Genomic DNA, 14,713 nt, shown 5'->3' on the forward strand with positions numbered 1-14,713 from the left:
GCCCGAGTCTCGAGGGCTGAACGACGAACCGTACAACGCCGAAAACCCGCCGGAGCGAAGCGGAGGCCGAAAATACAGCTCAGACACCCAGTACCGTCGGCACGATCATCGGGCGACGGCGGTAGGTGTCGGCGACCCAACGGCCGACCACGCGGCGGACGCTCTGGGCGATGCGGTGGGTGTCGGTGATGCTCTCACCGGCCAGACGCACCAGTTCGGCCTCGACCAGGATCTGAGCCTCGCTCAGCGCGTCGGGGTCATCGGAGAAGCCGCGACCGCTGACCTCGGGGGTGCTGATCGCCTTGCCGGTCGTCGCGTCGACGGCGACGGTGATCGAGATGAAACCGCCCTCACCCAGCACCAGGCGATCGGACAGGGTCGACTCGCCGACATCGCCGACCGACAGGCCGTCGACGTAGACCTGCCCGACCGGCACCCGGCCCACAATCGAGGCGATGCCGTCGACCAGATCGACCACCACGCCGTCCTCGGCCAGGATCACCCGATCGACCGGGACGCCGGTCGCCACCGCCAGTGCGCCGTTGGCCCGCAGGTGACGCCATTCGCCGTGCACCGGCATCGCATTGGTCGGCCGCACCGCGTTGTAGAGGTACAGCAGCTCGCCGGCCGAGGCATGGCCGGAGACGTGCACCTTGGCACTCTGCTGGGTAACCACGGTCGCGCCGAGCCGGGCCAGGCCGTTGACCACGCCGAACACGGCGTTCTCGTTGCCCGGGATGAGCGAGGAGGCCAGCACGACCAGATCGTCGGCGCGAATGTTGATCTGCCGATGATCCCCGCGCGCCATCCGGGACAGCGCCGAGAGCGGCTCGCCCTGCGATCCGGTGGAGATCAGCACCAGCTTGTGCACCGGCAGGTTGGCGGCCTGATCCAGATCCACCACCACGCCGTCGGGAATGCTCAGATAGCCCAGGTCCTGCGCGATCTGCATATTGCGCACCATGGATCGCCCGACGAAGCAGACCCTCCGGTCGTAGCGCTGAGCGACCTCGACGACCTGCTGGATGCGGTGCACGTGACTGGCGAAGGAAGCGACGATGACCCGTCCCTTGGCCTTGCCGATGACATTGTCCAGCACAGGCCCGATCTCACGCTCGGGCGTGACGAATCCGGGCACCTCGGCATTGGTGGAGTCGACCAGGAACAGATCCACCCCCTCGTCACCGAGTCGGGAGAATCCGGCCAGGTCGGTCAGGCGGCCGTCCAGGGGCAGCTGATCGAGTTTGATGTCCCCGGTGTGCAGCGCCAGGCCCGCCGGGGTGCGGATGGCGACGGCGATGGCGTCCGGAATCGAGTGGTTGACCGCGAAGTATTCGCATTCGAACGGACCGTGGGTGGTCTTCTCCCCCTCGGTGACCTCGATCAGTCTCGGCTGCAGCCGGTGCTCCCGGCATTTCGCCGCGACCAGGGCGAGGGTGAACTTCGAACCGATCACCGGGATGTCCCGGCGCTGGCGCAGCAGGAACGGCACCGCACCGATGTGATCCTCGTGACCGTGCGTCAGCACGACGGCGACCACATCGTCCATCCGGTCCTCGATCGGCCGGAAATCGGGCAGGATCAGGTCCACGCCGGGCTGCTGATCCTCCGGGAACAGCACACCGCAGTCGACGATCAGCAGTTTGCCGCCGAATTCGAAAACGGTCATATTGCGCCCGATTTCACCGATACCGCCGAGTGCGAAGACGCGTAATCCGTTGCGCGGCAACGCCGGAGGCAGACCCGCGGGCTGACCCGCGACCGAGGCCGGTTGCGGCGCAGCGGTTTCGGACCGCTTCGAGGGCTGACGACCACGACCCGACCGACGCGCGGAACCGCCGCGGTCGGATCTGTCCTGGTTTGCCTGCTCCGGCCCGGAGTCACTCTTCCCGGCGCGAGCGGCCTTCTCCGGCCGTGCGTCCTGTGCCCGGGTCTTCCCGGCCCGGGCCTCTTCCTTGGCCGATTTGGCCCGCCCGGACCTCTTCTGCGGCTCCTGCGAAACCGATTCCTGCGACACCTGCTCCCGCGAAACCGGCTCGGCCACAATCGGTTCCGGCGGCGGAGCGGGCGCGGGCGCACCGGCCGAGCGGGTCGCGGCCCGCCGGGGACGTCGGGTCACGGGCACGCCCGTATTCTCTTCACTCATTTCAGCACCCCCGCGGCCCGCAGATCCGCGGCGACCGCTTCGAGTTGTTCGGAATCGGGCATCAGCTGGGGCAGGCGCGGCTCACCGGTCTCCACCCCGAGCAGCCGCAACGCCGCTTTGGTCATCGACACACCGCCCACGCGGGCCATCGCCCGGCACAGCGGCAACATACTCACATGCAGCTCACGCGCCTTCACCACGTCACCGGCGAGATAGGCGTCGCGCAGCCGGCACAGCCGCTCGGGCACCAGATGCCCGATGACGCTGATGAATCCCACCGCGCCGACCGACAACCACGGCAGATTCAGGATGTCGTCGCCGGAGTAGTAGGCCAGATCGGTCTCGCTGATCAGCTGCGCGCCACCGGCCAGATCACCCTTGGCGTCCTTCACCGCGACGATCCGCGGATGCTCCGACAGGCGCAGGATCGTCTCGGAGGCGATCGGCACCACCGAGCGCGGCGGGATGTCATACAGCGTCACCGGCAGGTCGGTCGCGTCGGCGACCGCGGTGAAGTGCGCGATCAGGCCCTCCTGCGTGGGGCGCGAGTAGTACGGGGTCACCACCAGCAACCCCTGTGCGCCCGCGCGCTGGGCGTTGCGGGCCAGCTCGATGCTGTGCGCGGTGTCGTAGGTGCCCGCTCCGGCGATGACGGTCGCGCGGCCACCGATCCCGTCGACGACCGCTCGCAACAGATCGAACTTCTCCGAATCGGTGGTGGTCGGCGACTCGCCGGTGGTCCCGGAGATGGCGAGCAGATCGACCCCCCGATCGACCAGATGGTCGGCCAGTGCGACGCCGGCATCGACATCGAGCTTGCCGTCGGCAGTAAAGGGAGTCACCATCGCGACACCGACCGTGCCGGACGCGCGCAGCCCGGTCCCCGTCGATTCACCGTTCGTCATGGTCAAAAGGCTACTGGGTCTGTTGCCCCCGCTTCGCTCCGGCATGTTTTCTCCCGGCGTGGCCGCCACTTCGCTTCGGCTGTTTCGGCGCCCGAGGGCTTGTCACCGGCATTTTCCTTGAATGATGTCATCCATGACGTCACAATGGCGTCATGGATATCGATAAGTACACCGCGCGGCTGCGCGAGGACCTGGTCGCCGCTGCCGCACTCGGCGACGAGAAGACGCAGGCCACTGCCGCGGCGCTGGCATCCGCGACCGAGAACGCCGCGCGGCTGACCCTGCTGGCGGCGCTGTCGGATCTGGCCGCCGAGGTCAGCGAGGCGCTCGGCGATCGCACCGTGCACGTCTCGCTGAACGGGACGGACGCGACGGTCGACGTTCGCAAGAACGCGCCGTCGCCCGACGAGGAGGGGCCGACCCTCGAGGACATCACCGGCGACATCAGCCGCGTCACCCTGCGCATGGTCGACCAGATCAAGACCCGTGCGCAGCAGGCCGCCGAGCAGAACGGCATGTCGTTGAACTCGTGGCTGTCCAGCACCGTCCAGGACGCCTTGCGCGATCAGACGCGGTGGGGCGGGCCGGGGCGTCGAGAGGAATGAAACACATTCGGGCACAATGCATTTCGCAGAGCGTCAGCAATATGACGTCACCGTGACGCCAGGGCGGCGCCCGGGTGCACCGACTGTCCTCGCCCGAGCGGATCGATCACGCCTGCCGCGAAATATCACCGGCGCGCTCACTCACGTGCTCACCGCGACATTGCCGTCGGTATCGATCTCGGTGCGCCGGTCGTCGTCGGCGGCGTGCGCCAAAACGGTGGCCAGCACTCGCCGCCCCAGCGGCAGCACCCGCACCGTCACCGATCCCGAGTTCGCGGCGTCCAATTGCTTCACGGCGGAATCGATCACGCGTTGACGCACCCACTGCGGCACCCCCTCGAAACCTCCGTCGTCGAGAAGTACCACCTCGACCCCGCGTGACCGCGCACCCCGGGCCGCGCCGCTGAGCTCCTCGGTCACCAACTGCGGCGCGCGCAGACCATCGCGCAGTTCGGCCTCGAGCAAACGGCACTGTTCGCGCTCGGCGGCGGTCAGGACGGCGCCGTCGGCAATCCGCTCCAGAATCGGCCGGGCCACCCGATCCAGCCGGGCCAGCTGGCGGATCCGCTCACCGTCCGCGGCGGCCATCGTCGCCTCGGCCGCCGCGCGGATCGTGGCCTCCTCGCGCAGCATCCGCAGCGAACGCTGGGTCGGCCGGATGATCACCGCGAACGCCGAAACGGCCGCGACCGTGCCGATCGGGACGATCGATGCCGAGACGATCGCGTCGAACCGCACGTCGATCCGCAGGCCCGCGGTCACCAGGACCGACGCCGAGGCGGCCACGCTCACCCACGCCGCCGCGATCCGGCCGCGCACCACCAGCGCGGCCAGGACGTAGGAGCAGGCGAAGGCCGTCCACACGACGTGGTGCGCGGGCGCGGATCCCAGATCAACCGCCGTCAGCGCGGTCGCCACGGGCCCCGCTGCGGTGACGAACACCGTCGCGGGCCACGGCAGCGGATCGACCGGCACCAGCAGTACCAGCGCCCCGGCCACGGCCATGATCGCGAGCGCGACCAGGGTCTGCGTCACGGACGCGGCCTGCAGATTGCCGAGCATGTACAGCACGATGATCAGTTCCAGGATCAGTACGAACAGCCACGCCATACCGCCGCGCAGGCCCAGCAGATCCTGTAGCACGAATCGGGGATCCGAATCGGCGCCGCCCGCGTCACGCCGATCCATCGCCACCCCACACCAGCGTCACGGTGGTGCCCTCGCCCGGTTGCGATTCGACGAAACCAGCGCCACCGGCCAGTTGACGCATCCGTCCCAGAATGCTCACCGAGATGCCCAGCCGGTCCACGGATACCCGCGCCACATCGAAACCCGCGCCGTCGTCGTTGAATACGAGCCGGATACTGCCCGCGCTGATGGTGCAGGTGACCGTGCGGTGCACCGGCTGTCCGGGGATCGCGGCGTGGCGCAGGCTGTTGCGAACCGCCTCGCCCAGCGCCGCGGCCAACGTCCCGGCGACGGCGACGGGCATGCGCAGATCGTCGAATCCGGGCCAGGTGCGAGTGGCGAAACGAATACCGGGATTGATCTCGTGCACCGCCGAACGCAGGAAGATCACCGCCGACCGCGCGTCGAGCACATCGGGTTCGCGCACGTCGACCCGGATCTCGTCGAGCTGATCCAGCGTCGACTGCGCCTGCCGCCGCAGCACCGAGACCTCGCCGGGTGAGCTGCCGGGACAGGGTTTGGGGGCGCCCGCGGGCGCGTCCTCGGCGCCCCGGGAGGCATCCAGCAGCGTGGACAGCACCGCGTCGTGGATGAGCGCGGCGAACCGGGCGCGTTCGTGGTCGCGGGCGGTGGATGCGGCCGTCGCGGCCGCGCGCCGACCGGCAACGGCGGACTCCCGATCGACCCGCGCGGCCGCGCCCTCGGCGCAGGTCACACACCACAGAAATAGGGTCGCAAGCCCGCAGGCTCGCAGCAGACCGCTCAGGGCCGACATCGCGCTGAACTGCTCGACCAGATACACGTTGACGAATGCCACCGCGGTCGACCCGACCAGCAGGTAAGTCACCGAGTACAGCAGCCGCCAGGCCAACGCGGCGGCGAGCATGCCCAGCGGCAGCATCCGATACAGCCATACCGAGGACGCGTCGAGCGTGTGCGGCCGCACAACGATCGGCGTGATCGCCAGTGCGACAAGGAAACTCAGCGCCGTCACGCCCGACACCGCGCGGATCACCGCGGGACGCGACCGGACCGACACCGCGGCCAGCACCGGGAATCCGCCGAAGGTGAGCAGCGCCGCGACCGGACTCCACCAGCCCGGCGCCGCCCGGCCCTGCTCGAGGATCTCCGGCACGGTCACCAGGCCCATGATCACCCCGCCCAGCCCCATTGACAGGCCCAGGCGCCGCCTGATCCTCTCCGACGCGGTCGGCGAGACATGGTGCGACACAACATATCTCCCCGTCCGGCGGATACCTTCCGCCGCCCGCGCACCGGAACCCGCGCGCGGGAGGCCCCGCACCGCGGACACGGTCATGCCCGTGGGTTGCGTTCGGGCACCGGCAGCCACCCGTCCTCCACCGCCCGCTTGTAGAGATCCGTCTTGGTGGGTGCGGGACGCCCGGCGTCGGCGTACTTCTGCCGGATCCGGCCGAGGTAGTCGTTGACGGTCTGCTCGGACAGACCGGTCATCCGCGCCACCCGCGAGGCCTTCTCCCCCGAGGCGTACAGCGTGAGCACCTCCTGCTGACGCGGACTGAGCCCGACGTCGGGCAGTTGCGGATCTCCGTCGATGGCCGCGGCCCAATCGGTGGTGACCACCTGTTCACCCGATGCGGCCGCGCGTACCGCGGACACCACCGTCTGCACATCCTCGGATTTGCGGACCACCCCGAGCACCCCCGCTCGGGCGGCCGCGCGGACCAGGAACGGGTTGTCCGCGCCGGTGAAGACGAGCACCTCGTGCCCGCTCGCGCGCAGCGTGCGCACGTTGTCCTCCGGCGCCGATCCGTCGGCAAGCCGCAGATCGAGTACTACCAAATCCAATTCCGTTGCAGCAGAGAGTAATTCAGCCACGGTGCCGACGGTGATGATCAGGTCCAGATCCGGCTCGGGAGCCAGCATGCTGGCCAGCCCGAGCGCCACGGATTCGTGATCCTCGACCAGCCCGATCCGTCGCGGCCGGACCGCCCCCTGATATGTCGACTCCACAGCGTTCTCACCTCTTCCCAGTCCCGTATGCCGGGAACGACCACCTCGCCCCACCGGCCGGCACGCGCACCGGCCGAATCTCGGAACGTATCGCGTTCGAGTATGCCGGGGCCGCAGCCCCGGCGTGAGCCGTTGATTTCAGGGGGAAGCCGAAAGCGTCCGGGCGGCGGGGGTCTTCACTACCCCATGAGTTGAGCGGCAACCGTCGCGCCGAGTTCCCAGCATGCCTCGATATCGCCCTTGCTGGGCTTGTTCGACGCGATGACGTACTCGGCGGCCTTCACCCACCCCAGCCCTGTCGTGATCGAATCCACCGCGCGCACAGCCCCTTCGGTGCCCTCGTTGCCGTGCAGGTAGAGGCCGAACGGACGGCCCTTGGTCGAGTCCAGGCACGGGTAGTAAATGGTGTCCAGTGCGTGTTTGAGCGCACCGCTGACGTATCCGAGGTTGGCCGGGGTGCCGAGCAGGTAGCCGTCGGCGGCCAGCGCATCCGGCGCGGTGACCTCCAGCGCGGCGCGGCGCACGACCTCCACGCCCTCGATCTCCGGATCGGTCGCACCCGAGACCACGGCTTCGAACATCGCCTGCAGGTGCGGCGACGGGGTGTGATGGATGATCAGCAAGCGAGGCACGAGTTCAGGCTAGTTCGCGGTGTGCGGGGCACGCGTGAGGTGACCCGGCGCGCTACTTCTTCACCTTGTTCAGCGCCCGGTCCGCCGCGGCCCAGTGTTCATCCGAAATCCACAGGTGGGCAAAGGCATCCACGGCCTCGGCGGGGGTGACTCCGGACAGGACGTGTTTGATGCGGCCGGCCGGGACGTTGGCCAGGGAGCGGGCCGCCGCACGCCAGCCCTCCTCGAAGGACTCGCGCGGGAGTACGCGATCGATCAGGCCGAGGCGTTCGGCCTCGGCGGCGTCGAGCACCGTGCCCGCACCCGCGAGCAGGAGCGCGCGGCCGCGGCCGACGAGTGCGGCCAGGCGCTCCGCGCCGCCCCAGGCCGGCATGATGCCGAGGGCGACCTGATTGAATCCGATCCGGATGTCGTCGGCGGCGATCCGGATATCCGCGGCGACGGCCACCTCCGCACCGCCGCCGAAGGCGTGTCCGTTGAGGGCGGCGATCACCGGGGCCGGGAATTCCGCGAGTCGATCGCAGATGCCGCGCATGCGCCAGGCCATCTCCGCCGCACCGTCGAGGGTGCGAATCGCGGCGAGCTGTTTGAGGTCACCGCCCGAGACGAACGCCTTGTCCCCGGCGCCCCGGATCACCAGAGCGCGAGCGCCCTTGGCGGCGTCCAGCGCCTCGTCGAGCTGATCCATCGTCTCGGGCGCGATGGCGTTGCGCGCTTGGGGGCGGTCGATGGTGACCACTGCCAGCCCGTCGTCCAACTCGAGGTCCACCACGGCCGGTTCTCCAATCGAGATATTGGAATTCTTGTAATCGGAGAATAGTATATCCGCCACGGACAGCCCCCGTTGCCCTCGTTTCGATGATCCCTGCAACCACCCGGCAGCCCGCGGGTGTGGCCGTCACGCCCGCGCATCCGGACTTGGAGTCCACCATGCGCACGATCCCCACCGAACTGGTCAAACGCTATGAAGACGAGGGGTGGTGGACCCGCGACACCCTGGGCGACCTGCTGGCGCGCGGCCTGGCCTCGGCACCCGGCGCGACATTGCGCGTCCACTCCGCGATCCGGCCCTACACCGGCACATTCGGCGAGGTCGAACTGATCGCTCGCCGCCTGGCCCAGGGGCTGCGCGAGCGCGGCGTGGGGCCGGGCGACGCCGTCGCCTTCCAACTGCCCAATTGGATGGAGGCCGCCGCAACCTTCTGGGCCACAACATTTCTCGGCGCGATGGTGGTCCCGATCGTGCACATCTACGGCCCCCGCGAGGTGCGGTACATCCTGGACGCGGTGCGACCCAAGGCATTCGTGACCACCGACCACTTCGGATCGATCAGCTACGACCCCGCGGTGTACGAGCAGGTGCCGGTCACCGGAATCGTCGGGAGCACCTTCGAGGACCTGCTCGCGGCCGAGCCGTTCGAGGGAGTGACCGCGGTGGACCCCAGCGGCCCCGCCCTGATCGCGTTCACCTCCGGAACCACCCGCGCGCCCAAAGGCGTGGTGCACAGCCATCAGACCCTCGGCTGCGAGACCCGCCAGCTCGCCGAGCATTACCCCGACGATCTGGGCCCGCAGATCACCGCCGCACCGGTCGGGCATTTCATCGGCATGCTCAACGCATTCCTCATCCCGATCCGCGACGGCATCTCGGTCGACCTGGTGGACACCTGGAATCCGGAGCTGATCCTGAACCTGATGACCACCTATGACGTCACCATCGGCGGCGGGGTGCCATACTACCTGACCAGCCTCATCGAACATCCCACCTTCGGCCCGGCCCACCTGGCGCGGATGAAGTACGCCGGCATGGGCGGCGCGTCGGTCCCGGCCTCGGTCACCGAACGCCTCACCGATCTGGGCCTGACGGTCTACCGCTCCTACGGCAGTACCGAACATCCCTCGATCACCGCATCGGACGCCACCGACCCACGCCACAAGCGCCTCTACACCGATGGCGATCCGCAACCCGGCGTCGAGATCATGCTCACCGAGGACGGCGAAATCCTCAGTCGCGGACCGGATCTGTGCCTCGGCTACACCGACGACGCCCTCACCGAGAAGGCGTTCGACGCGCAGGGCTGGTACCACACCGGCGATATCGGCGTCCTGGACGCGGACGGCTACCTGACCATCACCGACCGCACCACCGATCTGATCATCCGCGGCGGGGAGAACATCAGCGCACTCGAGGTGGAGGAGGTGTTGCTGAGCATGCCGCACATCGCCGAGGCCGTCGCCGTCGCCGCACCCGATGCCCGCCTCGGTGAGCACGTCGCGGCGGTGGTGCGCCTGGCCGCGGGCTCGCCCGCACCGTCGCTCGAGGAGCTGCGCGCGCAATTCGCCGAGGTGGGCCTGGCCAAGCAGAAGTGGCCAGAGGAGATCCACGTGGTCGAGGATTTTCCGCGCACCCCCAGCGGCAAGATCCAGAAATACAAGGTGCGGCAGAGCATGATTCGCGATTGATCCCACACCCCGCCGCCGCCCGCGATCGGCGGGCGCGTATCGTCGTCCCGTTCGGCAGCGCGACCGGGGCGTCAATGCCGTTGTGCCGCAAACGCTCCGCGCACGTTCGGCAATTCCGCCGATTTCCCCGCCGAGCACGGCCCGGGAAAGCCGAGTAACAATGTTACTGCGGTAACCGTGTTACAGTAATCGAGTGAGTCGGGCCCCTGGACGCGACGCGTCGGAGCAGATCATCGACGTGGTGCTCACGTTGCTGCAAACCGAAGGTTACGACGCGGTGCAGCTGCGGGAGGTGGCTCGTCGTGCCCGCGTTTCGCTGGCGACGGTCTACAAGCTGTTCCACACCCGAGACGAACTGATCGTCACCGCGATCGAGCGGTGGATGGCCGATCACGCGTACCCGGACCTCGCACCGCCCGCACCGGAGGAGACGCTGCACGACGGCCTGATGCGCGTGCTGCACAGCGTGTTCCAGCCGTGGGAACGCAGCCCGAAGATGCTCGAGGCCTTCCACCGCGCCCGTTCGGGTCCGGGCGGGACGCGGCTGGACACCCAGGGCCTGGACGCGGTACTGCCGGTGGCCGGGCAGATCTTCGGCGGCGCGGAGCTGGAGTACATCGAGGATGTCGGCCTGGTCCTGGCCAATATGTCCTATGCGCTGATGGGCCGGGTCGCGGACAAGACGTTGGAGATCACCGAGATCCTGCCCATCCTGGAGCGGGTGATGCGCCGGTTGACCGCGAACAACGAGCCGGCCGCCCGCCGCGCCCGCGACCGGCCGGCCACACAGGATCCCGCCCAGCCGTTCCGCCTGGATCCGACCGTCATCGCGGCCTTCAACCGCGGTATGGAGGTGGCCTCGGGTTCCTCCTCCGACGAACGCGACACCGTGCGCCACTCCGACGCGGGCTGATTTCGGTTCAGTGTGCCTGTTGCCGAGAAATCGCTCTCAACGTGTCGCTGCCATGCCCGATCGCTCGGCTCCGGCCGGCGCCGGACACAGCGACTCGGGCCTGCGGCACGCCCGGCAACGTTCAGCAACGCCCCCGCCGACGATCGCAGATACTGGTGAGATGCGGTCGCGGAGGAAGATTCTGGACGCCACGCTCGAACTGATCGCGAGCGAGGGCTTCGGCGGTGTGAACATCGCCGCCGCCGCGCACGCGGCCGGGGTGACCCGCCAGACCGTGTACTCCAATTTCGGCTCCCGCGAGGATCTGGTCTCCGAGGCGATGGCGGATCTGCTGCTGCGCGCCACGAGCGGACTGCGCGACCGGCTCGGCGAGATCGATACGGCCGCCGAATACATCGTCGAACTGTTCGTCGTGGGGCGCGCGGTGGTCCGGGACGACCCGATCCTGTCGCGCTTGATCCGCATCGAGCCCGGAAATCCGATCTTCGACGCCGATATGATCTCCCGCGCGAAACCCATTGCCCACGAATTGCTCCGTCCGCTGACGAAGCTGGATCCGGCGATCGAGCCACAGTTCGACGATATCGCCCAAATCGGGATCCGCCTGGGATTGTCGGTGGTCCTCTTCGACGATCCGGACGTCGAGTCCGACGACGATCTGCGGCGACTGATCACGCGCTGGGTGGTGCCTGCGTTGTCGCTCACACAGCATTGATCTCCAAGCACGACAGTAATTCTTGACACTTTTACTCTGGACTGTCTAGTTTTAGCGAGCCCGAACACGCCGATTCGGGCAAACTTCCGCAGTGTGGCGGACGGTCGGGATGTTCGGCCTCACGCGACGTGCGGAGATGTCCGTCGGCGTTCTGGAGGTCATCCATGCCCGCACTCTCGCGTCGTTCCTTCCTGGGCGCGACCGCCGCCACCGGGATCGCGCTGGCGAGCCCGGGAATCGCACGCGCCCAACGGAATCCGGCCGCACGCGTGCGGGTCACCCGCGAGGAACATCGCGTCATCGTGATCGGCTCGGGCTTCGGCGGTGGCGTGGCGTCACTGCGATTGGCACAGGCGGGGGTTCCGGTCCTGGTGCTCGAGCGCGGCCGGCGCTGGCAGACCGGTCCGAACTCGACCACATTCCCGCTGGCCACCAAGCCGGACAAGCGCATCCTCTGGTACCGCTCGAACCCGAACGTCTTCGGCACGCCGTTGATCTTCGAGCCCTACACCGGTCTGGTCGAGGCGGTGGCCGGGGACAATATGACCGCCCTGTGCGCGGCCGGTGTCGGCGGCGGATCGCTTGTCTACCAAGGGATGTCACTCCAGCCGACCGAGGCCGTGTTCAACTCCCTGTTCCCGGCGGAGATGGACTGGCAGACGATGAACCGGGTGCACTATCCGCGCGTGGCGCGCATGCTGCAACTGCAGACCGCACCCGATGCGCTGATCGACAGCCCGAACTACCAGGCCGCCCGGATCTTCGCCGAACACGCCCGCAAGGCCGGGCTGCCGGTATCGAAGATCCCGATGCCGATCGACTGGAACTACGCGCTGGACGAGTTGCGCGGCAAGATGACCCCCTCCTACACCAATGGCGCGGGAGCGATGGGGGTCAACAACGGCGGTAAGCATTCGGTCGACGTCACCTACATCGCCGCGGGCGAGGCCACCGGCAAGGTCGAGGTCCGCACACTGCACGAGGTCACCGATATCCAACGGGCCAAGGACGGCCGCTGGAGCGTCTCGGTGAACCGGATCGACACCTCCGGCAAGGTCCTGGAGAATCTGATCCTCATCACCCCGGCGCTGATCATGGCCGCGGGCAGCCTCAACACCACCAAGCTGCTCGTGCGCACCGCGGGCAAGGGCCACATCCCGGATATGCCCGATGGGCTGGGTGGCAACTGGGGCACCAATGCCGACCGCATCTACGTCTGGGCCCAGCCCGACGAGGCATTCGGCTACCCGCAGGGCGGCCCGGTCGTCTTCGGCAGCCTGAACTGGAGTGATCCGGCCACCGCGGCGACGATCATCCAGGCGTCCATCCCGCCGATGGGGATGGATCTGCACAGCACGATGATGGTCGGCTACGGCGTGAGCAAGACGCGCGGCCACTTCGACTACACCTCGGCCGACGACAACGCCGTGCTGCGCTGGCCGCTGGAGGGCGATACGGCCATCCAGAACGGCCGGATCGGGCCGCTGGCGCACAAGATCGCCGGGCCGAACGCCGTCCTGACCGATACCAACCTCGAGTTCCCCTCGACCTGGCATCCGCTCGGCGGGGCGAGTATGGGCGCGGTGTGCGACGTCGACGGCCGGGTGCACGGGCAGCGCGGACTCTATGTGCTCGACGGCGCGCTGATCCCGGGCAACTGCGGGGCGTGCAACCCCTCGATGACCATCGCGGCCGTCGCCGAACGCGCCATGGACCACCTGGTGCCGCGGGACGTGGGCACCGTCATCTGAGTCCGCCGCGACCAGCCGAATCCACGCTCGCCCGGCTTGGGGCATCAACAGAGGGGAAATATCCAGTGCGACAACTCGACTCGCGACTACGGCGGTTCGCCGCGTGCACCGTCGCCGCCGTGGCCGTGGCGGCCGGATCCTACGCCGGAACCTGCGGGTCCGCCGCTGCCGCACCGTCCGGCGCCTTCTACACCCCGCCTGCCCAGCTGCCCGCCCAGGCGGGAGCGATCGTCAAATCCGAGCCGATGCCGGTCTTCGCGACGCTGCCGGGTGGCGGCGGGCAGTGGCCGGTGGCCGCACAGCGCGTGATGTACACCTCACGCACCCAGGACGGGACGCCCGCCGCGGTCAGCGGCACCTACATCGAGCCGACGCGGCCGTGGCAGCGGTCCGGCCCGCGGCCGACGGTGGTGATCGCGCCGGGCACGGTCGGTCAGGGCACCCAGTGCGCGCCCTCGATCGCGTTCTCCACCGGATTCGTCGTCAGCACCGACCCGCTGTCGATGTCGCCCAATCAGGAGGCGATCGCCGCGGCGGCGTGGAGTTCGATGGGTGCGCGCGTTCTGGTCACCGATTACATCGGCCTCGGCACACCTGGCATCCACACCTATGTGAATCGGGTCGAAGAGGCGCACGCGGTCCTGGACGGCGCGCGGGCCGCGGACCGTCTCGGCGGCGTTCCGGAGAGCACTCCCCTGGTCTTCTGGGGTTACTCCCAGGGCGGCGGGGCGACCGCGGCGGCCGCGGAGTTGCAGCCGAGCTACGCGCCCGAGCTGAATCTGAAGGGCACCTGGGCGGGCGCGCCGCCCGCGGATCTGGCCAAGGTGCTCGGCCAGGTCGACGGGACGCTGATCAGCGGGGTGATCGGCTTCGCGATCAACGGATTCGTCGCGCGGTACCCGCAGCTGCGCAGCGCGCTGGAAACCACGGCCACCCCGCAGGGACGCGCGGTGCTCGACACCCTGGCCACCGAATGCATCGGCGACGTCATCGTGCGGCAGCCGTTCATGCACACCAGTGCGCTCACCGTCGACCACCGCTCGATGCTGGACAACCTCAACGCCATCCCCGCGGCCGTGCGGGTCCTGGACGACCAGCGCATCGGCACCCTGCGCCCCAGCTCCCCGGTGCTGATCACCAGCGGCCGCAACGACGACACCGTGCCCTACGGCCAGGCCCGCCGGCTCGCCGCGGACTGGTGCGCGAAGGGGGCCACGGTCACCTTCCGCACCAACGACCTGCCGCCCGTCCTCCCCGGCGCGGTCCTGCCCAACCACTTCGGCCCCGAACTGATCGACGGCTACGGCACCAACAACGCCATCGGCTACCTGGTCGACCGCTTGGCCGGAAAACCGGTCTCCGGCTGCGCATTCGACTAACCGGCTCGCCGAACCTCTTTCAGG

General features: G+C 68.7%; 13 protein-coding genes. 6 read left to right on the forward strand and 7 right to left on the reverse strand.

The features are described 5' to 3' along the window. Positions 1–79: 79 nt before the first annotated feature. Together NV1_RS08570 and dapA are read right to left on the reverse strand one after the other, a co-directional pair. Positions 80–2,146, reverse strand: coding sequence for a ribonuclease J (locus NV1_RS08570; RefSeq protein WP_174557417.1), 2,067 nt, complete (start codon positions 2,144–2,146; stop codon positions 80–82). Beyond that, a complete protein-coding gene (gene dapA, locus NV1_RS08575; RefSeq protein WP_067887625.1) occupies positions 2,143–3,051 on the reverse strand; it encodes a 4-hydroxy-tetrahydrodipicolinate synthase in 909 nt (302 codons plus the stop codon). Before dapA ends, NV1_RS08570 begins: the two co-directional genes overlap by 4 nt. A gap of 152 nt (positions 3,052–3,203) precedes the next feature. On the opposite strand from dapA, the gene NV1_RS08580 reads away from it, so the two are divergent. After that, positions 3,204–3,656: a hypothetical protein gene (locus NV1_RS08580; protein WP_067887636.1), complete on the forward strand. Its 453-nt coding sequence runs from the start codon at positions 3,204–3,206 to the stop codon at positions 3,654–3,656. Between the two features lie 141 nt (positions 3,657–3,797). On the opposite strand, the gene NV1_RS08585 is transcribed toward NV1_RS08580, so the two are convergent. From NV1_RS08585 to NV1_RS08605, 5 genes are all read right to left on the reverse strand, one after another. Beyond that, entirely contained in the window at positions 3,798–4,844 is a 1,047-nt protein-coding gene (locus NV1_RS08585; RefSeq protein ID WP_067888712.1) for a DUF8320 family protein, read from the reverse strand. After that, positions 4,831–6,075, reverse strand: coding sequence for a sensor histidine kinase (locus NV1_RS08590; protein ID WP_174557418.1), 1,245 nt, complete (start codon positions 6,073–6,075; stop codon positions 4,831–4,833). The genes NV1_RS08585 and NV1_RS08590 overlap by 14 nt, the downstream gene beginning before the upstream one ends. Positions 6,076–6,158: 83 nt before the next feature. Continuing rightward, a complete protein-coding gene (locus tag NV1_RS08595; RefSeq protein ID WP_067887642.1) occupies positions 6,159–6,836 on the reverse strand; it encodes a response regulator transcription factor in 678 nt (225 codons plus the stop codon). A gap of 179 nt (positions 6,837–7,015) precedes the next feature. Continuing rightward, positions 7,016–7,468, reverse strand: coding sequence for a flavodoxin family protein (locus tag NV1_RS08600; RefSeq protein WP_067887644.1), 453 nt, complete (start codon positions 7,466–7,468; stop codon positions 7,016–7,018). Between the two features lie 52 nt (positions 7,469–7,520). Next, a complete protein-coding gene (locus tag NV1_RS08605) occupies positions 7,521–8,240 on the reverse strand; it encodes an enoyl-CoA hydratase/isomerase family protein (RefSeq protein WP_067888715.1) in 720 nt (239 codons plus the stop codon). A 158-nt stretch (positions 8,241–8,398) separates the two neighbouring features. Between NV1_RS08605 and NV1_RS08610 the strand changes: the two genes are divergently transcribed. The 5 genes from NV1_RS08610 to NV1_RS08630 all read left to right on the forward strand — a co-directional run bounded on the left by NV1_RS08610 (position 8,399) and on the right by NV1_RS08630 (position 14,689). Then, positions 8,399–9,931 (forward strand): AMP-binding protein, encoded by a 1,533-nt coding sequence (locus tag NV1_RS08610; RefSeq protein ID WP_067888718.1) that lies wholly within the window; start codon positions 8,399–8,401, stop codon positions 9,929–9,931. 193 nt (positions 9,932–10,124) lie between these two features. Beyond that, complete coding sequence (locus tag NV1_RS08615) at positions 10,125–10,844, forward strand: TetR/AcrR family transcriptional regulator (protein WP_245713615.1); 720 nt, start codon at positions 10,125–10,127, stop codon at positions 10,842–10,844. Between the two features lie 160 nt (positions 10,845–11,004). Then, on the forward strand, positions 11,005–11,559 hold the full coding sequence (locus NV1_RS08620; RefSeq protein ID WP_067887646.1) for a TetR/AcrR family transcriptional regulator: 555 nt from the start codon (positions 11,005–11,007) through the stop codon (positions 11,557–11,559). Positions 11,560–11,723: 164 nt separating this feature from the next. Further along, a complete protein-coding gene (locus tag NV1_RS08625; RefSeq protein WP_067887648.1) occupies positions 11,724–13,310 on the forward strand; it encodes a GMC oxidoreductase in 1,587 nt (528 codons plus the stop codon). A gap of 65 nt (positions 13,311–13,375) precedes the next feature. After that, a complete protein-coding gene (locus NV1_RS08630) occupies positions 13,376–14,689 on the forward strand; it encodes a lipase family protein (RefSeq protein WP_245713616.1) in 1,314 nt (437 codons plus the stop codon). The last annotated feature ends 24 nt before the right edge of the window (positions 14,690–14,713 follow it).

It is taken from the genome of Nocardia vaccinii NBRC 15922 (assembly GCF_001613305.1).
Classification (GTDB): domain Bacteria; phylum Actinomycetota; class Actinomycetes; order Mycobacteriales; family Mycobacteriaceae; genus Nocardia; species Nocardia vaccinii.